Annotated in this window: 23 protein-coding genes; 3 read left to right on the forward strand and 20 right to left on the reverse strand. The window is 43.1% G+C overall.

Annotation, left to right across the window (positions count from 1 at the left end; translation table 11 throughout):
• Positions 1-9: 9 nt before the first annotated feature.
• The 10 genes from MAMP_RS15700 to lepA are packed head-to-tail and all read right to left on the reverse strand — an operon-like array spanning position 10 to position 9,376.
• Positions 10-2,076, reverse strand: a complete 2,067-nt coding sequence (locus tag MAMP_RS15700; RefSeq protein WP_050797527.1) for a translocation/assembly module TamB domain-containing protein — start codon at positions 2,074-2,076, stop codon at positions 10-12.
• A gap of 2 nt (positions 2,077-2,078) precedes the next feature.
• A complete protein-coding gene (gene cysM / locus MAMP_RS08845; protein ID WP_007145682.1) occupies positions 2,079-2,963 on the reverse strand; it encodes a cysteine synthase CysM in 885 nt (294 codons plus the stop codon).
• Positions 2,963-3,346, reverse strand: coding sequence for a holo-ACP synthase (acpS, locus tag MAMP_RS08850; RefSeq protein WP_007145683.1), 384 nt, complete (start codon positions 3,344-3,346; stop codon positions 2,963-2,965). Before acpS ends, cysM begins: the two co-directional genes overlap by 1 nt.
• Positions 3,343-4,074, reverse strand: coding sequence for a pyridoxine 5'-phosphate synthase (gene pdxJ, locus MAMP_RS08855; protein WP_007145684.1), 732 nt, complete (start codon positions 4,072-4,074; stop codon positions 3,343-3,345). The genes acpS and pdxJ overlap by 4 nt, the downstream gene beginning before the upstream one ends.
• Positions 4,075-4,086: 12 nt before the next feature.
• Positions 4,087-4,800 carry a DNA repair protein RecO gene (gene recO / locus MAMP_RS08860; protein WP_007145685.1) on the reverse strand — a complete coding sequence of 238 codons (714 nt, stop codon included), beginning with the start codon at positions 4,798-4,800 and terminating at the stop codon, positions 4,087-4,089.
• A 9-nt stretch (positions 4,801-4,809) separates the two neighbouring features.
• Positions 4,810-5,715: a GTPase Era gene (gene era / locus MAMP_RS08865; RefSeq protein ID WP_007145686.1), complete on the reverse strand. Its 906-nt coding sequence runs from the start codon at positions 5,713-5,715 to the stop codon at positions 4,810-4,812.
• Positions 5,712-6,395, reverse strand: a complete 684-nt coding sequence (gene rnc, locus MAMP_RS08870) for a ribonuclease III (RefSeq protein WP_007145687.1) — start codon at positions 6,393-6,395, stop codon at positions 5,712-5,714. The genes era and rnc overlap by 4 nt, the downstream gene beginning before the upstream one ends.
• On the reverse strand, positions 6,395-6,772 hold the full coding sequence (locus MAMP_RS08875; RefSeq protein WP_007145688.1) for a DUF4845 domain-containing protein: 378 nt from the start codon (positions 6,770-6,772) through the stop codon (positions 6,395-6,397). Before MAMP_RS08875 ends, rnc begins: the two co-directional genes overlap by 1 nt.
• Before the next feature lie 10 nt (positions 6,773-6,782).
• Positions 6,783-7,559 carry a signal peptidase I gene (lepB, locus tag MAMP_RS08880; protein WP_007145689.1) on the reverse strand — a complete coding sequence of 259 codons (777 nt, stop codon included), beginning with the start codon at positions 7,557-7,559 and terminating at the stop codon, positions 6,783-6,785.
• Positions 7,560-7,579: 20 nt separating this feature from the next.
• A complete protein-coding gene (gene lepA / locus MAMP_RS08885) occupies positions 7,580-9,376 on the reverse strand; it encodes a translation elongation factor 4 (RefSeq protein WP_007145690.1) in 1,797 nt (598 codons plus the stop codon).
• A gap of 292 nt (positions 9,377-9,668) precedes the next feature.
• Between lepA and MAMP_RS08890 the strand changes: the two genes are divergently transcribed.
• Complete coding sequence (locus tag MAMP_RS08890; RefSeq protein WP_007145691.1) at positions 9,669-10,997, forward strand: MATE family efflux transporter; 1,329 nt, start codon at positions 9,669-9,671, stop codon at positions 10,995-10,997.
• Between the two features lie 288 nt (positions 10,998-11,285).
• Here MAMP_RS08890 and MAMP_RS08895 read toward each other — a convergent pair whose 3' ends face one another.
• The 9 genes from MAMP_RS08895 to rpoE form a co-directional block, all read right to left on the reverse strand.
• Positions 11,286-13,292: a TonB-dependent receptor domain-containing protein gene (locus MAMP_RS08895; RefSeq protein ID WP_007145693.1), complete on the reverse strand. Its 2,007-nt coding sequence runs from the start codon at positions 13,290-13,292 to the stop codon at positions 11,286-11,288.
• 65 nt (positions 13,293-13,357) lie between these two features.
• The gene (locus MAMP_RS08900; protein ID WP_007145694.1) at positions 13,358-14,698 is read right to left on the reverse strand and encodes a HAMP domain-containing sensor histidine kinase; all 1,341 of its coding nucleotides are present in this window, start codon (positions 14,696-14,698) and stop codon (positions 13,358-13,360) included.
• Positions 14,695-15,381: a response regulator transcription factor gene (locus MAMP_RS08905; protein ID WP_040576262.1), complete on the reverse strand. Its 687-nt coding sequence runs from the start codon at positions 15,379-15,381 to the stop codon at positions 14,695-14,697. Before MAMP_RS08905 ends, MAMP_RS08900 begins: the two co-directional genes overlap by 4 nt.
• Before the next feature lie 154 nt (positions 15,382-15,535).
• Positions 15,536-16,954 carry a DegQ family serine endoprotease gene (locus tag MAMP_RS08910; RefSeq protein WP_007145696.1) on the reverse strand — a complete coding sequence of 473 codons (1,419 nt, stop codon included), beginning with the start codon at positions 16,952-16,954 and terminating at the stop codon, positions 15,536-15,538.
• Positions 16,951-17,376, reverse strand: a complete 426-nt coding sequence (locus MAMP_RS08915; RefSeq protein ID WP_007145697.1) for a SoxR reducing system RseC family protein — start codon at positions 17,374-17,376, stop codon at positions 16,951-16,953. Before MAMP_RS08915 ends, MAMP_RS08910 begins: the two co-directional genes overlap by 4 nt.
• Positions 17,373-18,359, reverse strand: a complete 987-nt coding sequence (locus MAMP_RS08920; RefSeq protein ID WP_007145698.1) for a MucB/RseB C-terminal domain-containing protein — start codon at positions 18,357-18,359, stop codon at positions 17,373-17,375. The genes MAMP_RS08915 and MAMP_RS08920 overlap by 4 nt, the downstream gene beginning before the upstream one ends.
• A 6-nt stretch (positions 18,360-18,365) precedes the next feature.
• The gene (locus MAMP_RS08925) at positions 18,366-18,809 is read right to left on the reverse strand and encodes a hypothetical protein (protein WP_007145699.1); all 444 of its coding nucleotides are present in this window, start codon (positions 18,807-18,809) and stop codon (positions 18,366-18,368) included.
• Positions 18,806-18,949 (reverse strand): sigma-E factor negative regulatory protein, encoded by a 144-nt coding sequence (locus tag MAMP_RS16425; protein WP_007145700.1) that lies wholly within the window; start codon positions 18,947-18,949, stop codon positions 18,806-18,808. Before MAMP_RS16425 ends, MAMP_RS08925 begins: the two co-directional genes overlap by 4 nt.
• Positions 18,946-19,524, reverse strand: coding sequence for an RNA polymerase sigma factor RpoE (gene rpoE / locus MAMP_RS08930; protein ID WP_007145701.1), 579 nt, complete (start codon positions 19,522-19,524; stop codon positions 18,946-18,948). Before rpoE ends, MAMP_RS16425 begins: the two co-directional genes overlap by 4 nt.
• 127 nt (positions 19,525-19,651) lie before the next feature.
• Between rpoE and nadB the strand changes: the two genes are divergently transcribed.
• Positions 19,652-21,271: an L-aspartate oxidase gene (gene nadB, locus MAMP_RS08935; protein ID WP_007145702.1), complete on the forward strand. Its 1,620-nt coding sequence runs from the start codon at positions 19,652-19,654 to the stop codon at positions 21,269-21,271.
• On the opposite strand, the gene MAMP_RS16145 is transcribed toward nadB, so the two are convergent.
• Positions 21,231-21,659, reverse strand: coding sequence for a protein YgfX (locus tag MAMP_RS16145; RefSeq protein ID WP_007145703.1), 429 nt, complete (start codon positions 21,657-21,659; stop codon positions 21,231-21,233). The genes nadB and MAMP_RS16145 overlap by 41 nt on opposite strands.
• An 87-nt stretch (positions 21,660-21,746) precedes the next feature.
• On the opposite strand from MAMP_RS16145, the gene ygfZ reads away from it, so the two are divergent.
• Entirely contained in the window at positions 21,747-22,688 is a 942-nt protein-coding gene (ygfZ, locus tag MAMP_RS08940) for a CAF17-like 4Fe-4S cluster assembly/insertion protein YgfZ (RefSeq protein WP_007145704.1), read from the forward strand.

Here is a 22,688-nt window from a genome sequence, read left to right on the forward strand (position 1 = left end):
AACCTCTCCTTACTCAATAATGGGTCCAGAACTATTTTGTACCGCTTTGATACGTTCTAATAAATCAGCCCAGTCCACTCTACGCGTATAGCCAATCACATCAATCCATGGTGGTAACCCGCCCCCACCTTTGACAATATAGTACCCCTGATCAGCATCTTCGATGCCAGCCATTTCACAAACATCATTCCGTAAATGACATGACAGTCCTAAACGTTTATAAGAAAAGTCATCAAAAAAACGTAAAAAACTTCTCGAAATCATCCCTGTCGCGCCACCACCGACCTGCGTTAAATTATCCACGGCACGCTGACTGATAATGCGTTTTCCCGGATTATCTTTAGAGGTCGCCAACTTGGCATCAAACTGCACAGGTTGCCAGTTAGACAAACGCAAGTTATAGATTTCTCCAGTAACACGTCCGGTAATCTTGCCGACATCAAAGGTCTTGGTTAACAAGGCTAAATCCAAATCGTTCATATCAATATTGGCATACAGTTGTGGTAATACACCTAAAGGATCGGTTAAACGTAAATCACGAATAACTGTTGTGCCATCAAAGACTTTGACCTGTAACGCACCATCAATGGTGAGTTTATGTGATTGATAACGCACATGAGGAATCACGCCAGATAACTTACCGTGCATTGTTGGCCAACCCAGCGCCTCGGTTAAACTTTCCATGGATATCGGTAACAATAAACCATCAAATGACCATGTTATCTGCTTATCTTCTTGCTGCTGCAAACTCAATTGGTTAATTTGCAGTTCACCATCCAAAACAGGAATGCTGGTTTCCTCGACTAATTTAAAGCCATTTTTAACGGTTTGTGCATGCAACTGACCCGCACCAATATCAATGGCATAAAGCTTGGCTTGCTGCCAGGATAAATGACCATCCAAAGGGGTTTGTTTATTGGTCCAGACCAGCTCGCCATTTAAATTCTCAGCATTGTAGCGTTGCTGGCTATCCGTAACATTTACCTTATCCAGTGTAGCTGTGAGCTGATACTGCTTATCAGACCAACTGAGCGATGATGAGACCTGACCTGATACCTGTAAATTGGCAGCCGCGGTACCCACCATAAAAGGTTTTACCCATGTTGGATAAAATGACGATAGCGTGCTTATGGTGACATCCGCTTCCACTTTCGTCGGCACGTTATCCGTGACCTCAGCGAGAGCCTCTAAGCTGAACTCTTCTGACTGACTTAACTTAATATCCGCCAAAGTCCAGTGATTTGTCTGGGTTTCAAATTTGCCTTGTACACTCAGTGTGATAGGAGAAACCGATAAATCAACAAACACGGGATCGCTGTAGGCCTGACCAGCAGTCAACGAAGATGAAACAACAAAGTCCCAAGTATCATCCGAATTATCTAAGGACACTTCTCCCTGCATCGCGATATTTTCAGCCACCTGGCTTGCTGTCGCATTACTAAAACCCAAGTCAGTGAATTGCCATTTTGCGATGCCAGACACAATTCCCAGTGTGTTTCCATCAAGGCGTGCTTGAACAGATACTTGCCCTTGTGGCTGCCAGTCATTGACAGCATCAAGGTAATGTTTATCCAGGAATTGGGGTAGCCATTTCTGTAATGCTGATAACGAGATATTCTGAGCATCAATATCCGCATCCCAATGCTGCTCAGCAAGGTTAACAGCAAGATTTATCGTACCACCATCTAATTTCAGATTTTGTAGCTGCAGATCATAGTGTTCGTCTTCTGTATTAGCATCAATACTAAATTGAACGCGTTGCTGGCCTAACTCAGCTTGAAAAAACTGTAAGGTGCCTGACTGACAGGAAAAGCCCTCTGTTAGCCAGGCCGCGTTAGCACACTCAAATGTGACATTGTGTAATTGATTCAGCGGGGCCGGTAAAGTGATTTGGGCAGCCTGCCCTGAAAGTTTCAGGCCTTCAGAGGTGAACCGGACAGCGGTTTTCAGATCTTTTGCATCAAATTTTTCTGCCCAGCTATGATCAATATTAATTTGAATCGTATTAATGGCCAATACAGGCAATGACCATATACATAGCCACAGGAATACTGACTTTAGCGTCAGATATTTCATTATCAGGCAGGGAAAACGCCTGTTGAGATATAACGGTCGCCGCGATCACAGACAATGCTGACAATCACAGCATTTTCTACCTGCTCAGAGACTTTCATGGCAGCAGCTAATGCTCCACCTGATGATACACCAGCAAAAATTCCCTCTTCAGCCGCCAGACGACGCATCATGGTTTCAGCTTCATCTTGCGTGACATCTAATGTCATATCAATACGTTCTGGTTCAAAAATCTCAGGTAAATAAGCCTGAGGCCAACGACGAATACCGGGAATATTAGCGCCCTCAGCGGGCTGCACGCCAACCACCTGAATCGCTGGATTTTGCTCTTTTAAATATCGCGATGTGCCCATGATGGTACCCGTGGTTCCCATTGAACTAACAAAGTGGGTAATTTCACCATGTGTATCAGCCCAGATTTCTGGACCCGTTGTTTCATAATGGGCCAGCGGATTATCAAAGTTACCAAACTGATTTAGCACCTTGCCTTTGCCTTCTTTTTGCATCTGTAGCGCTAAATCTCTGGCGGATTCCATCCCATCGGTCAGAATCAGTTCAGCACCATAGGCTTTCATGGAAGCACGACGCTCAGCACTACTATTTTCCGGCATAATCAGAATCATCCGGTAACCCAAAATGGCCGTGACCATCGCTAATGCAATACCGGTATTACCGCTGGTTGCTTCAATTAAAGTATCACCCGGCGTGATATCACCACGGAGCTGAGCTTGCTGAATCATACTGACCACAGGTCGGTCTTTGACTGAACCGGCGGGATTATTGCCTTCCAGCTTGACCAGAATAGTATTGCTGGTATGACCAGGAATACGTTGTAATCTGACTAAAGGTGTGTGGCCGATAAAGGCTTCAATGGTCGGGTAAGATTTCATCAATTGGATTCCATTAAAACGACATAAGCAATCGCGTATTCATGATCATCACTCAGGCTTAACATGGCCTTATCAATATGCATTTTCTGTTTCAGCTCAAGTCCTACTCTCTCAAACTGTAATTCTGGTTTGCCAAGGGGGTCATTTCTAACACTGATATGACGTAGACTCAAACCATCCCGAAAACCTGTTCCCATAGCTTTAGCTGCCGCTTCTTTTGCTGCAAAACGTTTCGCTAAAAAATTAGCTGGTTTGAGCTGTAATTTGAACTCACTGAACTCAGCATCACTGAGTATTCTCTCAGCAAATTTATCACCATGTTTATCGAGTAAGGCCTGCATTCGGGGAATATGAACCAGATCCGTACCAATGCCGATAATCATCTGCGGCGTGCATCCTGCATCAATTGTTTCATCTCACGCACGGCTGCCTGAAACCCAGTAAAAACTGAGCGAGCTACGATAGCATGACCGATGTTTAATTCCACCAGTTCAGGTATTGCCGCGATTTTCTGTGTATTGTGGTAATGCAGACCATGTCCGGCATTCACCTGTAATCCTCTTTCATGGGCTTGCTTTGCCGCTTGTGCAATAATCGCCAGCTCATGCTCGGCTTCTGCATCCGTTTCTGCATCAGCATAACGGCCTGTATGTAATTCCACCACAGGCACACCACAGGCAACAGCGGCGTCGATTTGAGCCAGATCAGGATCAATAAATAACGAAACACGCACATTTGCCTCTGCCAGACGCTGACAAGCCTGCTGCATGCGAGATAATTGCCCCGCTACATCCAGCCCACCCTCGGTAGTCAGTTCTTCACGTTTTTCGGGTACCAGACAGCAATCTGCCGGACGATATTTTTCAGCCATCGCCAGCATCTCTTCCGTTACCGCCATTTCCAGATTCATTTTTGTCTGCAGAATATCGCTTAACATCGCCACATCGCGTTCCTGAATATGTCGACGATCTTCACGTAAGTGCAAAGTAATACTGTCAGCCCCTGCTTGTTCCGCTTCAATCGCCGCCTGAATAGGATCTGGATAGCGCGTACCACGGGCCTGACGTAATGTGGCGATATGATCGATGTTGACACCTAGATAAATAGACATGAATCTCCAAACTCAGCTTGTTTTTGTATTAAATTGATTAAGGCCAGCAAATAACTGACGGCTATGTAAAGGCCGGCCGCCCAGATAATAATTTATCACTGACCGCATCATATGTTTGATTTCTTTCAGGCTAAGCTCGTCAAACCCGGCTTCTTGTTCGAGGTGACGCAGACTTCGTCCTGATACCGTATTTTGCAGACGCTGACCGAATACACGTCGAGGACCGCTGTCAGGGTGGTAGATATAAATACCATCCTCTTCAATCGCTTCTCCCGACTCGGCATCCACCGTTAAGGCCAAGCCATAACCCAGATGACTCAGTAAGGCTTTTTCAAATAAACGCAGTGTAATCTGCTCATTATTCTTTTGCTGGAGCGAGGAGAGAGCCTGGCGATAGGCATCAAAAATGTCTGGCTCTGCTTCATGAACAGGGAGTAATTTCACCAATAATTCATTCATATAAAGCCCGCACAAACTGGCATTTCCGAGCAAACGATAACCGGGCTCATCTTTTTCTATCTGACTTAAGGTCACTAAGTCACCCCGGCCATACCAGCTTAACCATACTGGCTGGAATATCTGTATCGGTGATGACCGTTTTTTTGTCTGCCTGAGCCCCCGGGCCACCAGACTTACACGACCATGATCACGCGTTAACACATCGACCAGTGAACTGGTTTCCCGATACGGTCTGTGATGTAGGATAAAGGCTGATGTCAGCTCCACAAGCGACCACTACAAATCGTCGTTATAACCCAGATTTCTTAACATACGTTCGTTGTCAGACCAGCCTTCACGCACCTTAACCCAGATTTGTAAAAAGACTTTACAGCCGAATAACTGTTCCATTTCCAGTCGTGCGTCTTGGCCTATAAGTTTGAGCTGTTCACCCTTTTTACCAATCACGATGGATTTCTGACCGCTACGCTCAACATAAACAACAGCGCCGATCCGGTACATGCCTTCTTCTTCCTCAAACTGCTCAATTTCTACAGTGAGTGAGTAAGGCAGTTCCTGCCCAAGATAACGGAATAATTTTTCACGAACGATTTCACCGGCCAGAAATCGAGAACTGCGATCGGTTAACTGATCTTCATCAAAGATCATCTCGCCTTCCGGCATTAACTTGGCTATTTCCTGTTCCAGTACGTCGGTATTCATGCCTTTTCGTGCAGAAATAGGCACAACCGCAGCAAAATCATACTGTGGTGCAAGCTCTTGTATTTGTGGTAATAAATCAGATTTATCTGATAATTTATCTGCTTTATTTAACACTAAAATAACCGGCGAACGCGCATCTTGTTGAATGCGTTTTAAAACTCGCTGATCATCTTCTGTCCACTTCAGACCTTCCACCACAAACAACACCACATCCACATCATCAATCGAGGCAGCCGCAGCACGATTCATATAACGGTTCATCGCTTTTTTGCCATCACTGTGCATACCGGGTGTATCCACATAGATGAACTGCCCCTCATCGGTGGTTTTAATGCCCAGAATACGATGGCGAGTAGTTTGTGGCCGACGTGAAGTAATACACAGTTTTTGGCCAAGAATACGATTAATTAATGTCGATTTGCCGACATTAGGACGACCGATAATAGCGATATAACCGGAACGAAATGGTGTTGAGTTCATTGTTTACCTTCAATTAAAGTTAAGGCACGTTCAGCGGCTTTCTTTTCAGCTTTTCGGTGACTGCTACCTTGAGCAACCACCACCTTATCCAGCAAGGTAATCTGACAGGAAGCTTCAAATACCGGTTGTTTTTTATCGGTTTTTAATTCTTTCACGCTATACAAAGGCAGGGGCTGCTTACGGCTCTGTAATAATTCTTGTAAGCGTGTTTTGGGATCTTTGACCGTTTCTGTGACATCGATCGCATCTAATCTTTCAGCAAATAATCTTAAAATAAGATCTTTAACCGGGGTCAGGCCACTATCCAGATAAAGTGCGCCCAGGATAGCTTCGACAGCATCAGCCAGAATAGACTCACGCCGGAATCCACCGCTCTTTAACTCGCCGGGCCCCAGTATCAACACATCACCTAACTTTAGCTCTCGGCCAAGTTCAGCGAGTGTTTCACCTTTCACTAAAGACGCTCTTAACCGGCTTAACTTTCCTTCCTTAACCTGAGGAAACCGGTTAAATAACTCTTCAGCTATCACAAAGCTCAGGATAGCATCACCCAAGTATTCCAGACGTTCGTTATTTTTTGGATCTGCGCTACGGTGCGTTAATGCCTGTTGTAAGAAGGCGATATCTTTAAATTCTACTTTTAACTGTTTGCACAGGGCTTTTTGCCGCTGGGTTATCATTATAGCTGTGGCTCTACATCAATTTCTTTGTGGAAATGTCCCACAAGATCAATCTGGGCAAAAAACGGTTTTCTGACTTCATAATCAATGACAATCTTGGTCACATATGCCGTATTCTTACCACGAAATACTTCAACATCATCACGCTTTACACTGCTGATATAGCCAATATTAAAACGCTTGGAAAGCAAGGTTTGCACTTCATTTTTGGATAAGTTGTTATTACGCAGTTCGGTTTTCATATCTTCCATAATCTGAACCACACCATAATATTCCTGATACATCGGCACCAAACGAATCGCTAATGTGACAAAGAAAGCGATCAAGGCCATGACAATGACCCAGCCAATTAATGTCATACCACGCTGGTGTTTCATCACAATCTCCTTATTCAATGGACTTACCTAAACGATTCCAGACAATTCCGCCTTCATTCCAGTCCCAACTCATCCAGACAAGGAACGCTTTACCAACAAGGTTTTCTTCAGGGACAGTGCCCCAATAACGACTATCGTTGCTGTTATCACGGTTATCACCCATTACAAAATAGTGTCCTTCAGGTACTACCGTTTCGCCTTCCACCCGTTTAATGCCAGGTTCAACCAGTATTAAATGGTTATGTTCACCTAATTGCTCAGCGCGTAATTCTGAACCAGGCGCAGCAATATTGATCATGCTTTCCGGCTTTTCGCGCGGATCTTGTGCAACAGGTTTACCATTAATATAAATCGTTTTATTGAAATAACCGACTTTGTCGCCAGGCAGCCCTACAACACGTTTGATGTAATCAATATCCGGATCGTCTTTATGTTTTTTCACCGGATAACGAAACACCACGACATCTCCACGTTGTGGCTCACCTGTATCGAAAATTTTTGTATTAAGAACGGGTAAACGAATGCCATATGAGAATTTATTCACCAGAATGAAATCACCAATGTGCAAGGTTGGCACCATCGATGATGAGGGAATTCGGAAAGGTTCAGCAATAAATGAACGAATCACCAGCACCAGGAGAATAATCGGAAAAAATGAACGTGCGTATTCCACCACCACAGGTTCTTTTGCATCATTATCACGACGTGGGGCCCAGAACAGCTTGTCGATTAACCAAATCAAGCCAGTAATGGCTACCAGTAAAACCATGATTGCGGGAAAACTCACTGTTTAACGCTCCTACCTTTTTATGAATTCTTTGACAGTTGTAAAACGGCGAGGAAAGCTTCTTGTGGAACGTCCACCTTGCCGACTGATTTCATCCGTTTTTTACCTGCTTTTTGTTTTTCCAGCAATTTACGTTTACGAGAAACGTCACCACCGTAACATTTTGCTAATACATTCTTACGCATCGCTTTGACTGTCGAGCGCGCGATAATATGACCTCCAATCGCCGCCTGAATCGCAATATCAAACATTTGACGAGGAATAAGCTCTTTCATTTTTTCTACTAATAACCTACCGCGACTGACACTGGTGTCTTTATGCACAATCAACGACAACGCATCAACACGTTCACCATTAATCATGATATCCAGCTTAACCAGATTGGCGGGTTCAAATCTGACGAAGTGGTAATCAAGCGAGGCATAACCACGGCTGACAGATTTCACACGGTCGAAGAAATCAATGACCACTTCATTCATTGGAAGTTCATAGGTCAAGGCCACTTGTTTACCCATGTATTGCATATTCTTCTGTACACCGCGCTTTTCGACACACAAGGTAATGACCGCACCTAGATGATCTTGTGGTACCAGAATGTCAGCTCTGACGATTGGCTCACGAATTTCTTCGATCGTGCCAATATCCGGTAGTGATGATGGGTTTTCAACGCGAACGACTTCACCATTTTTCTTCAGCACTTCAAACACAACGGTTGGCGCTGTGGTAATCAAGTCAAGATCGTATTCCCGCTCCAGACGCTCCTGAATGATTTCCATATGCAAAAGGCCGAGGAAACCACAACGGAAGCCGAAGCCTAAGGCTTGTGAACTTTCTGGTTCGAAAAATAATGAGGCATCATTTAAACGCAGTTTAGATAAAGCTTCGCGGAAATTCTCATAGTCATCACTGCTGACAGGGAAAATACCGGCATAAACCTGTGGCGTTACCTCTTTGAAGCCTGGCAACATCTTATCGGCACCATGATGTGCATGGGTCAATGTGTCACCTACCGGCGCACCATCAATTTCTTTCACACCTGAAATAACGTAGCCTACGTCACCACAGTCCAGCACATCACAGGGTGTGCGCTTAGGTGTAAAGGTACCAACCTGATCCACCTGATATTCATGTCCGGTCGACATGACTTTGATTTTATCTTTGGTTTTCAGCGAGCCATCAACGATACGGACTAAGGAAATAACGCCTACATAACTATCAAACCAGGAATCAATAATCAGCGCTTTTAAAGGGCCATCAGGATTACCTTTAGGTGCAGGAACTTTAGCTACCAGTTCTTCCAACACATCTTCGATACCAATACCGGTTTTGGCACTGCAACGAACCGCATCCATGGCATCAACACCGATGATATCTTCAATTTCCTGAGCAACACGCTCTGGTTCAGCCGAAGGTAAATCGATTTTATTCAGTACGGGTAAGACTTCTAAGCCCAGTTCAATCGCCGTGTAACAGTTAGCCACACTTTGTGCTTCAACCCCTTGAGCGGCATCAACAACCAATAAGGCCCCTTCACAGGCCGCCAGAGAACGCGATACTTCATAAGAAAAGTCAACGTGTCCAGGGGTGTCGATAAAATTCAGTTGGTAGGTTTCACCATCACGGGCTTTATATTCCAGTGAGACGCTTTGTGCTTTAATGGTAATCCCACGCTCGCGCTCGATATCCATAGAGTCGAGTACTTGTTGTGACATTTCCCGCGCAGTCAGACCACCACAAATTTGGATAAAGCGGTCAGCAATAGTAGATTTACCGTGGTCAATATGGGCGATGATAGAAAAGTTACGTATATTCTTCATTTAGTTACATTTTCATTAGTGACGTCGGTGGCCATCCCGAACAGTTAACATAGATTTTGCATGACATGCATTGTTCCCGCTGGCAGATGATGTTGGCCTTTGAGTCACGCGCTCAGCAAATGATTGGATATTATACGCATTTCACTATCACAAAACGATAATCTAGCGAGTCTGTAGATAAAAACGTGACATACGACAAACTGTCTGACACTCTGTCACCGGTTTTATATAAGCATTAATTTGACCAAAACTTTCTGAATAGAAAAAAGCGTTTTTCTGGATAACAAATATCATGGATAAAGCCGTCCTGTCTGGCCCTATCATTCCCACCTTTTTACGGTTTGCCATTCCCTCAATTTTAGGCCTTTTAGCCATTACCACCGCCAGCATTGTCGATGGTATTTTTGTGGGTCAATTCGTTAGCGCTGAAGGTTTGGCAGCCATTAATTTACTGATCCCTTATCTGTCATTGATATTTGGTCTGGCCCTGATGTTATCGATAGGTGGAGCCGTTCGCGCCGGTTATTACCTTGGACAAAAACGATTTGCTGCTGCGTCAGATGTATTTAGCCAATGTCTTATCGCCATTGTTGTGATTGGTTTGAGCTTTATGCTGCTTTCCTGGTTCTTTGCAGACAGTATTTTAGGATTTCTCGGCACTCCAGAATCCTTACTGACTTTAATACGACCTTACTTTTACATCATCAATGCGGTGCTAGTCGTTCAAATATCCACCATGGTGATGTATTACTTTATTCGCCAGGATAATGCTCAAACCTTGGCTTCTTCAGCATTAATAAGCGGCGCGCTGATCAATATTGTTCTGGATGCACTATTTATCATCGTATTTGATTGGGGGCTTAAAGGTGCAGCGGCAGCCACGGCTATTGCCCAAGTTATCCAGTTAATAATGTTAAGTCGTTACTTTTTACGTGCTGAAAAAACACTTTCTTTTTCATTAACGCAACAGCATTGGTCTGAAATTAAACCGGCCATGTTTAATGGTGGATCCGAGTTTATTAACGAAATCTCTGGGGGTCTGGTTATTTTAGTGCTGAACTGGCTTTTAGTGAGTCGGCTCGGTGTCGAAGGCATTGCCGCATTTGCGGTTATCAATTATCTGATTTTTATCAGTTTGATGCTGTATTACGGCATTTCAGATGCATTGCATCTGGTTGTCAGCCAAAATCATGGTGCTCAGAATGTGCAGCGTATCCGCCAGTTTCTATTAACTGCGTTGAGCTGTATTTTACTGATTAGTATCAGCCTGACGCTTTGTTTAGTCTTTTTCCCTGAACAAATCAGCAGACTGTTTTTAGATGAAACGGCAGAACAGACCTTGCTGTTATCCCAACAATTTATTGCTTTGTTATGGCCATTATTTTTGATTAATGGCGTTAACGTCATTATGTCTATCTACCTGACAGCCATTCAAAAACCCATTCCATCCATGGTTATTGCATTATCAAGAGGTTTATTTTTGCCGGTTCTGCTTTTGCTGCTTTTCTCATGGTTATTACCCGAACCCGAATTTCTGATCGCTTTACCGCTTTCAGAGTGGCTGACCTTTATTATTGCCATTGTCCTGTTCAGCTGGTATCGACCCAGCAAACAGACTTAGGATGATGTTCGATAAAACACATGATCTTTAAAATTATCGGAGTTGTCTGTAAAGCAGATTCTTACTGGCACCTCATAACAGCCTATTAATAGAACAGTCGTATAGCCCTTTTGTTATCAATGGTTTTTATATTGGCATTTATCGATAACATTCTTGTTACATACTCTGACAACCATGAAGCAAATATACAGTCTTTGAATAGAGGTATTATCCAGCACAAAAAATAAGCCAGATATAATTATCTGGCTCAATAAAAAGTCTGAGAGAGTATTCAGACACTTGGGGAAATTAAAATTGCCATGCGACGCTCAGGCGGACATCACGGCCGGGTTCGTTATATCCTCGAACAATTTCATAACCTGAGATACTTGTGTAGTCTGCTACACTGGCCTGATCGATATAGTTTTTATCAAAAACATTTCTAACGGTCATTGTAATTCGAACGTCATAAAGCTCTGAAGGTATCCATTGGGCATATAAGTCATGAACACCATAACCAGGCTTATCTACTTCACCATCAGAAAACTTGACATTGTCACGCCCTTTCGCAAACTGGGCATTCCACCCGAAACTCCATTGTGCATCTAACTGGTAGTCAAGTTGGGTAAGTAATGTATCTCGAACGGTATTAACAATTCCGTTATGGTCGTAGGCATTAGCCTCAATGCCATCAACATCAGCTTCATTATGGTGATAACTTACTTTACCTAGAATATTATCCCAACGATAACCCAGGTCAACTATGACACCATCCGATTTTAAATCACCAATATTTTCAAATAACCTTGGGCCTCCAGCCGGATCAGCGACAACGTCTTCTATTCTGCTTCGATATACTTTTGCTGAACCAAACCACGATTGAGAATCATAAGCTACGCCGAACTCAACATTTTTTGCTTTTTCAGGTTTTAAATCTGGACTGTTTGCAACAAAATCAATTTTAAATGCGTCTTGTGCTTGTGGTCCCTTGAATGCTTCGGCATAAGATGCAAATGCACTAAAACTATCAGTGAAGTGATAATTAACTCCGATATTGCGACTGATATCATCTTCATCAAAGTTATTGTTACCTATTTGATCATCTAGTTCATAGTCGTCATATCGCAGACCCGCACTAAGTAACAAGGCATCCGTAATCTGCATATCATCCTGAATATAAACGCCCCTAACTTCTGATTTATCCTCAAAAGCAGAGTTATCTGAATATGCTTCACCACCCGCAGTAGTAGTATCCTCACGATAATCCAAACCATACGTAAGCTTGTGCATTCCTAAGATAGAGGTATTACGCAAATCGAAACCTTTACTCTTACCATCACCATAGTAAGGACCAAATGTGCCATCCTGAAATAACTCTGTTTCTGTATGGTATAGCGTTAATGCCATATTTACATATGCATTATCTATAGGATTTAATTCATAATTTAATGTAAGTGTTTTCCGCTCAATATCAATTGGAAATAATGGATTTCCTTCACTAACTACCCACTGTGGACGTCTTGCACGCTCACCTTCATCTTGGCGCTTTTCGTAGCTAAGGCGAAGAGTCTGACTTTCAGTCATATGGCCAACAATCTTTGCGAAGATATAGTCTTGGTCAAACCCCGTTCCTAAGACTTCATTACCATCACCATCTTCGTAATTATCAGTGTCATTACGTGTATATGAAACCATAGCACTCCAATCATCCGTCATACGCCCGAAGAGACTGGTGTTAGTTTTAAAACTATCGGTATTACTGGAAAAGCTGCCTTTGACAAGTCCACCAAATTTTTGCCCAGGTTTCAACATATCTTCTGGGTCTTTTGTTATAAACTTAATCGAGCCACCTAATGCTCCTGGTCCCGAAAGGGCATTACCTGCACCAGCATTAACTTCAACACGCTTGAGTAATTCTGGCTCAATGCTGATACGTCCTGCGTGATGATATTGACGAGTCGACTGCTGAGCACCATCAATTGTAATATTTAATAACTGATCTTCTATACCTCTAATATAGAGTTTCTGTGCTGCATCAGGCCCTCCACCTACCGTCACTTCTGGCGACTGACTGAACAAGTCTTGCAAATCGTTAGCTTGCATCTTTTCTATCTGTTCAGCGTCAACGCTGTTTGTTTCTGGTGTAACGGTATTTCCAACAACATTTAATGTGTCTAACTCAAGTGTTTCTGCTGATGATACAGGTTGTGTTGATAAACCTGCTAAAACAGCGAGTGTTAGCATCGTTGGTTGACTTATTTTATTTAAATAAATTCTCACATCCACCCCTAAATAATAATCATTATCAAATAACACGTAATCGCATTCTAATGATTGATGAAGGTAATGAATATGAAATTTACAATTGTTACATTCCGCTACTATCTTGTTGGGAGGGTGATAGTCATTCTTAAACCACCGTTGACTAAATTTTCTGCCACTAGCTGACCACCACATACTTCAATATGACGTTTGGCCAGGCTTAATCCCACCCCAAATCCTCGATGATTCTCTCGACTCGCCTGAGCCAACCTAAAAAACGGTTTGAAGATATCACTTAAATGTTGCTCTGCAACACCTGGTCCAACATCATCAACTTCGACCAGGTAGCTCTGCATAACTGTTTTCACGTTAATCTTAACGGGCTCTTCTTTCGGAGTATGGCTTAGTGCATTTCTGAGGATGTTTTCAAAGGCATGCCCCACTGCCCGGGCACTGCTATTTTCAATAATTGCCTGTTCAGGCATGGTGATAATGAGTTGCCGATCAGGAAACTCAAATCGTGCATCATCGAGAATGCTGTCTATCAAGTCGATTAAGTCGAGCGTTTCCTGACGTAAATCCGGTCGTTCATTATCAAGCCATGCCAGAGTGAGAGTATCTTCAACCATGGCACGCATTTGCAGACATTCATAACGAATTCGTTCTATGAGTTGTGGATCGAGATTTTGGTTTTCAGCCCAACTCAAGGCTAACTCAACCCGTGCTAATGGCGTTCTCAACTCATGTGATAAATCAGAAATAAGATGGCGCTGTGTCTGAATCAGTTGACCAATACGCTCAGCCATACCATCAAATGTTTCGCCTAAGGCCGTGATTTCATCTTGACGTTTTGCCAGGCTTTTTCCAACACGAACACTAAAATTGCCATCACTAAATTGTCTGGTGGCTTTTTCTAACTGACTCAATGGTGACATAACATGGCGATAGATAATCACGCTAATTAATGTCATCAGCAATAAAGGCAGTGCGATTTGTAATAATAAACTGGTCTGAAACCAATAGGCACCGGGACGCATTCGATCCGGTAGGGTAATTAAAAAATGTGCTCTTCCATTTGCAATAGGCAAATCCATAATGGGATTTTCTTTGAAGTACAAATGTATTTTCCAGCTAATATCTCGCCCGAGACCAAAGCTTTCCTGAAACGCTTCTGATAAATAACTATTACCTATTGGAGTAACCTGGGAAGTCACCACCGCAGCCCAGGTATGTTCTTTTTCTTCGATCTGTTTTATCCACTGGTCTAATGACTGGATATCATCCGCCAAGTAATACTTCTCAGCTTTTTTTGCATACTCTTTTAATAAGCCCTGATCACGTTCAGCAATAAAACTCATATGCTGTTCTGTGTGTAACATCAATAGGTGTATCAGCCAAAACAGTAATACGGTTCCGATAACTATGGTCGCCACTAACTTCCATAGCAAACGACGCTTCATAATAAAATATATCCTGTCCCGTGAACGGTTTGCAGGTGATCTGCAGGCAGCCCCGCCATGACTAATTTACGTCTGACACGACTCATATGCATATCCAGACTTCTGTCATAACGACTGAATTCTTTTTCTAACACTAAGCGATAAAGCTGTGGCTTACTGAGTGTCTGGTTTGGGTTCTGCATCAAGGTCCAAAGCAGCTTGAACTGGATGGGCGTAAACGGAATAGGCTGGTCAGCAAAAAACACCGTCTGTTTAGATTTATCTAGCTTAATACCATGCCGTGTTAGCTGTTTCTGCTCATCATCAGGACTGGTCTGCGGCAATGATCGTCTCAGAATCGCTTCTATTCTTAATAATAATTCGGTGAAATTAAAAGGCTTAGATAAATAATCATCTGCGCCACTTTTTAATCCCAGAATACGTTCTTCTTCTGCACCATGTGCGGTTAGCATAATGACAGGCGTAACACGGGTTTGCCTCAATGTTCTTAAAACGCTGTAGCCGTCTTTTTCAGGCAGTGAGACATCCAATAAGATCAAATCCAATGGAAGGCTAATTGCCTTTGTCAGCCCCTCATTACCATCGTATGCAGTAATAGTAGAAAAGCCTGCATTTTCAAGTAATTGATTTAGTTGTTTGTTTAAGGTGGGGTCATCTTCAACAATAAGGACTTTTGCTGACATGGTGAGTTTGTTCATCCTTGCACATATTATAAATACTAATGATTCGCATTTATAATATTACCAGATAACAATATATAAAAATCAAATATCCTGATAAAAAAAGAGCCGTTGATTTTCATCAACGGCTCTTTTTAACTTCAGTTATGTGAGAAGGTTACTCTTTAATTTCTATCGCCAGAAATTGAGCAGAACCTCCACGCTGTACCAATACAGGGATAGGTTTATTGGCAGGAAGCTTTTTCGCCACCTCAATAAACTGATGAGGATCTTCAATCTCAGTATTGTTAAGGCTCAGAATAATATCTCCAGGTCTGATACCCGCCTTAATGGCTGGACCTTGCTCAACTTTCATGACCATAACACCACCTTTTTCAACTTCGAACTGCTTACGCTGTTCTGGAGTGATATCCGCCACTTCCATTGATAAACGGTCATCAACAAATCGGCCAGGTTTAGTGCTGTTGCTTGTCAATGCCTCATCTTTTGGTAACTCTTCAATCGTCACTTTAAGCGTTGTATGCTTGTTATTCCGCATGACTTCAACATCAACTTCTTTGCCTACTTTTGTTCTACCTACGATAGGAGGTAAATCAGAAGATGTTTCCACTTCTTTACCATCAAATTTCAAAATAACATCACCCGTTTTAAATCCTGCACGAGCTGCCGGGCTGTCATCAACAACACGAGAAATCAGCGCACCACTTGGTTTTGATAAACCAAATGACTCGGCTAGTTCACGCGTCACATCTTGAATAACTACACCTAACCAGCCACGACTGACATAACCCTGTGATTTAATTTGTTCTACGACGTTCATGACAGTATCAATTGGGATTGCAAACGATACGCCCATAAATCCACCTGTACGGCTGTAAATCTGTGAGTTTATGCCAATAACTTCACCATCAAGATTAAACAATGGGCCACCTGAGTTACCCGGATTAATCGCGACATCTGTTTGAATGAATGGCACATAACTGTCGCTTGGCAAACTTCGGCCCAGCGCACTGATGATGCCAGCAGTAGCAGAGTAATCAAAGCCAAAAGGTGAACCGATGGCTAATACCCATTCACCTACTTTGAGATTGTCTGAATCCCCAAGTTTGACTGTTTTCAAGTTCTTCGCATCCACTTTCAATAGCGCGACATCACTGCGTTCGTCACTACCCAATACTTTAGCTTCTAACTCAGTACGATCACTGAAACGAACTATAATTTCATCAGCATCTTTAATCACATGGTGATTAGTCAGAATGTAACCATCGGATGAGATAACAAAACCTGAGCCTAAAGACTCACTTTCACGGGGAATAGGAGCGCCACCACCTTGACCCTCAAAAAACTTTTTAAAGAAATCATCAATTCCCGAACCTTCCGGCAAATCCAGGCCACGAGGCAACATCGATGTTGGTGTTTCTTCCGTTTTATTGTGAGTTCGGATATTGACAACAGCATCACCATTATCGGCGACGAGTTCAGTAAAATCAGGTAATGAACGGGCTTGGACACTAAAACTCAGCATTAGCCAAGCAAACAGCATTGTTAAAGCCGCCCAATTTTTGTTTACTCTCATTTGAAGTCCTCATTTGGTTTGACATTGATACCAGCATCATGATGACTCATACGATGTTTGACCCACACAAAACCGGTAATCAGACCTAATAGACCAGACACAATTTGTAGCAGTTCCCCACCACCAGCTAAACGCACGATAATTGATGTAAAAAAAAGTAAAATAAGCGGCAGCATGTACATAAGAAAAGCACCTGAAAGTAATGCTTCTTCGGGAATAGACACGGTGACTTCCTGCCCAACTTCCAGTGTGCCTTCATCTTTTACAGCGATGCGTGAGAATTTTTTTCCTACATGTTTTGCAAGCAAGCCAGTGCCACAGCCTTTACGAGCCGCACATTGACCACAAGTGGACTGTCTTTCAGCTTCGACCCAGACTAAATGGTCGTGACGACTGATAACTGTCGCTTTCTGTTCAATCATTCCTGATCAACCGGCGTGAAAGCGATTGCACTGCCAATTTTCTCAACGGTGACTGCTGGTACTTCGCCAACCACTGTCACAAAGTGAGCATTCATAATCGTACCGAAAGCATTGATTCCACCCACATGAGATGCACCATGCAAATGGTTATGTTTGGCCCGGATTTTTTCAATAAACACAGATACAGAGCTTAGACCATCGCTATACACTCTCTGTTCGACATCGGCACCGTTATTGGCTCTCAAGCGTGTTTGTAATGCAACTAATGCAAAGCCATCTGGCAACCAATTAACTTGCCATTCGAATTCATGACTATGTTTATCTATATCAATGGGATTCTCTGGTTCTGTTTTGTGCCAGACCATATCATCGTCAGCCAGCAACGATTTAAACTTGTAGTCAGGAATCGGCTCGCCTGTACTCACCGATGAAAATGAAAATGTTTCCAATACATCGCCATCCTGACCGATAAGTTCAGACTTTAAAAGAAGGTATGTCTCAGCATCGACCCACAAGTGATAGCCATAGCGATAATTATCGATAGGCGTAATCAGTAATTGATAAGCTTCTTTGCCGGCGATACGACTTTTACCACCCATTTCAACTTCATAATAAGGTGCAGCTGAGCTGAATCGACGAGGCAAGTCACTTGGGAACCCTCTTCCTAAGGGACGTCGGCTAATATTGACCTGCTTACCATCGGGGTTAATACAGGTCACCATATCATTATTGCGAATGACTTCCCTGGCAGCACCATTTAGAGAAATCATTCTTTCCAGTTCACCATTCTCATCTGCGCGATGAAAAATGCGTATCGACTGTAAATTTCTACCAGACTGATAATTAAACACGCCTTCATAGGTTAATGTTTTTGCCGCTGAAGTCATTTTCTCAAGAATTTGCATTGCTTCAGGATCATCAGCATGTGCAGTTGCTGAGAATGATACAAATGTGACGACTAACAGGTGGAGCAAAAAACGCATTAGCGACTACTCCTCACCGTATGAAACAACTCTGGCGTAAGAGAATAAACCTGAAGCACCGGCATATTCGTTATGATCAACTAAGTAATCATTCAGACGATCTTCAACTTCTGACTCACCCACTGTCCAGCGGTTTGAATCAGCAACCGTAGTTTGCTGCTGCATAGGTTCAGATTGCGCCATATTCGTCGTTGGCATAACCGTCTGTGGTTGTGACATCAAGCCGACTACAGCCAGTGCGCCAATAGAAGCAGCGGCAGCTAAACCAGCCGTTTGCTTCCAGAACCAGTCAGGTAATGCAAACACTTTTGCTGTGTGTCTGTCTTCTGTTGGTTTAACATCTAAACCCGGCTCGTTAGATAAGGCCTGCTGTATTCTGTCTGTTAAATCAATTTGTTTATGTTCGGTCACATAACCATGTAATAAATCACTTGAGAATTGATATCTCATATAATTGAGAATTGATATCTCATATAATCTTGTTTGGCACTGTCGTCTGATTTCATCAATGCCAGTAACTCATCAAGCTCTTGCTCATTAAGTTCGCCATCAACAAACGCTGACAATAATTCTTGTTGCTTGATTGTCATAGTTCCTCTCCACCCATAACTGCTTTGACCTGTTTATCTATTGCCTCTCTGGCGCGAAATATACGCGACCTGACGGTCCCAATTGGACAATCCATTGCCTGTGCAATTTCCTCATAGCTCAGACCTTCAAACTCCCGCAGTTTGATTGCCGTTGCCGTATCTTCTGGCAATTCCTGAATAGCGTCATGAATTGCCTGCTGTAAGTCGTCGCTCATTAGACTACTTTCAGGTGTCTCAAATTCCTTCAATTCCGGCGCATCGTAATAAATTGTTGCATCCATAGCATCAACATCACTGACAGGTGGTCTTCTGGACGCCGCTGTCAGATAGTTTTTTGATGTATTAATCGCAATACGATACAGCCATGTATAGAAAGCACTATCACCCCTAAAGCCTGGCAAAGCGCGGTAGGCTTTAATAAACGCTTCTTGCGCTACATCCATCGCTTCAACAGGATCATGAACAAACCCTGTAATGACGTGAATGATTCTTTGCTGATATTTCATAATCAGCAAATCAAACGCCTTTTTATCACCTGCTTGTACGCGCCGTACTAGCTCTTGATCCACATTCATCCTATCATCCGGCTTGAGTCGACACGTCTATCACTTCTTTAAATTTAGCTTGATTGACCATGTCGATTTAACTTTGTTCCACATTAAGTGCAAAATAAACATTCCTATTGTACCTGTATAGAGCCTTATGACCACAACGCATCATTACGATATTTTAATTATTGGCAGTGGCACCGCCGGACTCACTCTCGCTTTACACATGGCCGATGATGTCAAAGTCGCTGTAATTTCCAAGGGTCAACTTGAAGAAGGCGCATCTTTATACGCTCAGGGAGGCATCTCCGTAGTCCTTGATAAAACAGACTCCATTCAATCCCATATCGACGATACTCTGAGAGCCGGTGCGGGATTATGTAGCGAAAAAGCTGTTCGATTTACCGTCGAACACGCCCGGGAAAATATTGAATGGTTAATCAAACAGGGTGTGACATTTACGCGGGACGGAATAACATCAGAAACCTATCATTTAACGCAAGAAGGCGGTCACAGTCACCGACGAATTATTCACTCTGCAGATGCCACAGGTAGAGAAGTAGAAACTACGTTACTCGATAAAGCCAAAGCGCATCCAAATATAGAACTACTTCCTTATCATATTGGTATTGACCTCATCAGCAGTAGCAAGCAGTTAGGTGAAAAAGAAAACCGTATCCTGGGTTGTTATGTACTCGATATCAAAAAAGATGAAGCCAAAACACTGTTAGCCCCCATAACAGTTCTGGCCACTGGCGGTGCAGGAAAAGTCTATCTTTACACCAGTAATCCAGACGTATCGACAGGTGATGGTATTGCCATGGGATGGCGCGCAGGTTGTCGCATTGCGAATATGGAATTTATTCAATTCCATCCCACTTGCCTGTTTCATCCACAGGCGAAATCGTTTCTAATCAGTGAAGCACTGCGCGGAGAAGGGGCCAAACTGGTGTTAGCCAATGGTGAACGTTTTATGGAGCGTTTTCATCCCCAGGCTGAATTAGCACCAAGAGATGTCGTCGCGCGCGCGATTGACCATGAAATGAAACGTACCGGACATGACTGTGTCTATCTTGATATTTCACACAAACCCGCGGCGTTTATAAAAGAACATTTCCCCACCATTTATCGACGCTGTTTACAGTTTGGCATTGATATCACCAAACAAGCTATCCCTGTTGTTCCTGCAGCGCACTATACCTGTGGTGGCATCATGACTGATTTAAATGGTAAAACCGATGTACCAGGTTTGTATGCCATTGGTGAGACAGCCCATACTGGACTGCACGGCGCCAACCGCATGGCTAGTAATTCATTATTGGAATGTCTGGTGTTTGCCAAATCAGCAGCGGACGATATCAAAAAACAATTACCACTAACGACTTCGGCAATAGTCCCGCAGTGGGATGCCAGCCAGGTTTATCCTGCCAAAGAAGCCGTAGCAATCAGTCACAACTGGGATGAGTTACGGCGTGTTATGTGGAACTATGTCGGTATCGTTCGCAAAACAGATCGTCTGCTCCGAGCCCGACAACGGTTGCAAGTACTCCAGGCTGAAATTCGTGACTATTACAGCAAACATCATATTAGTGCTGACTTGCTTGAGTTACGAAATCTGGCGGATGTGGCCGAACTGATTATTGAATCTGCATTAAGAAGGAAAGAAAGTCGCGGACTGCACTATATTCTGGATTATCCTGAAACAGATAATAGTCAGCCAGCCACTGAAACGATCATTCTGCCCAAACATCAGGATCACGAAGCTGTGCCCTGAGCCTTCGCCAGTCTTGTTTATCAACGGCATCTATCGGAATCATTAAACTGTGACTTTGCCACCAATGTCGTGTTCTGAAATAGATGAACATGACATAGGGGAATTGGATGCTTGATTTCAATTTAAAAGGGCCGGATACAGCTCCTGTTTCGTCTCTTAAGAACCAATTTTTTTCCAGATTCATACTGACTTCTATTAATGAATTCTTGGCAACACTGGCAGTATATCGGCGATACCACTGTATAAATCCTCCACAAACCAAAACAGTCAAGAACAGTACCAGCAGCCTATTGTTGTCCATGCTCCATAACAACAAAATGATAGCTAAGATATGCAGTGAAACCATATACACAAATAAACCACGTGACTTAGTGATCGTGACTTTCATTCTTGAATGTCCTTTGTTTTCATCCCTGTTTTAGCACCGCTTATACAGTTAGAATAAAACTTGTTAATAATAAATCGCAATACAACTATGAATGTTCAAACGCTTTTACAAAGCCCCCCTACAGTAAACTATCTTAATGAGATAAATGACACGACCTCCCCTGTGGCTATCGCTCTGCCCAGTTTCAGCGTGATTGAGGTTGCAGGCGAGGAAGCAGAAAGTTTTTTACAAAACTTACTCACTAATGATATCCGCACCTTGACGGCTAATACTGCTCAGCTAAGTGGTTTTTGTAACCCTAAAGGACGTTTATTAAGTCTGTTTTATGTCATCAAACGAGAACAGGACTTTTTATTAGTGCTTGCTGCAGATTTAGCTGAAAGCATTGCTCAACGTTTAAATATGTTCAAACTACGAAGCAAAGTCGATATTACTGTTAGCCCTGAACTCAAGGTCATGGGCTATCTTAGCCAAGCGCCGTTGACCAATCAGGCGACAGATTTCTGGTCAGGTGTTTCACTGAATCGCGAATTAACGATTTATCTGCCAGGTCATCTACATCGTTATTTAGTTATTAGCGCTGGCGAAACAACTATCAAGGAAGAAAGCCAGGTTGGTGCAGAAAATCTCTGGGCCAGTGCGGATATAGAGGCCGGATTGCCCATGGTTTATTTGCAAAGCAAAGAGCAGTTCACACCACAGCAGTTAAATCTCGATATCGTGGGTGGCGTTAGTTTCAAAAAAGGCTGCTATCCAGGACAGGAAGTGGTCGCCAGGCTGCATTATCTTGGCAAACCGAGTCGTCGTTTATTCCTTGCTCAGTTGAAAACGGTAGACATACCTGAGCAGAACTTTGAAGTAGCTGATGAATCAGGTGAAGTGGCCGGCCATGTCGTACGGGCAGCCATGCTCGACTCAGTCACGCTTATTTGCCAATTAAGTTTAAAATTAGCTGCCAAGGATAAAAAATTATTTATTAATAATAACGAACTATCTGGACTAACCGCTTTAGTTGAAGACGAGGAATAA

Origin of the sequence: Methylophaga thalassica MP (assembly GCF_000214595.1) — a bacterium.
Lineage (GTDB): Bacteria > Pseudomonadota > Gammaproteobacteria > Nitrosococcales > Methylophagaceae > Methylophaga > Methylophaga thalassica.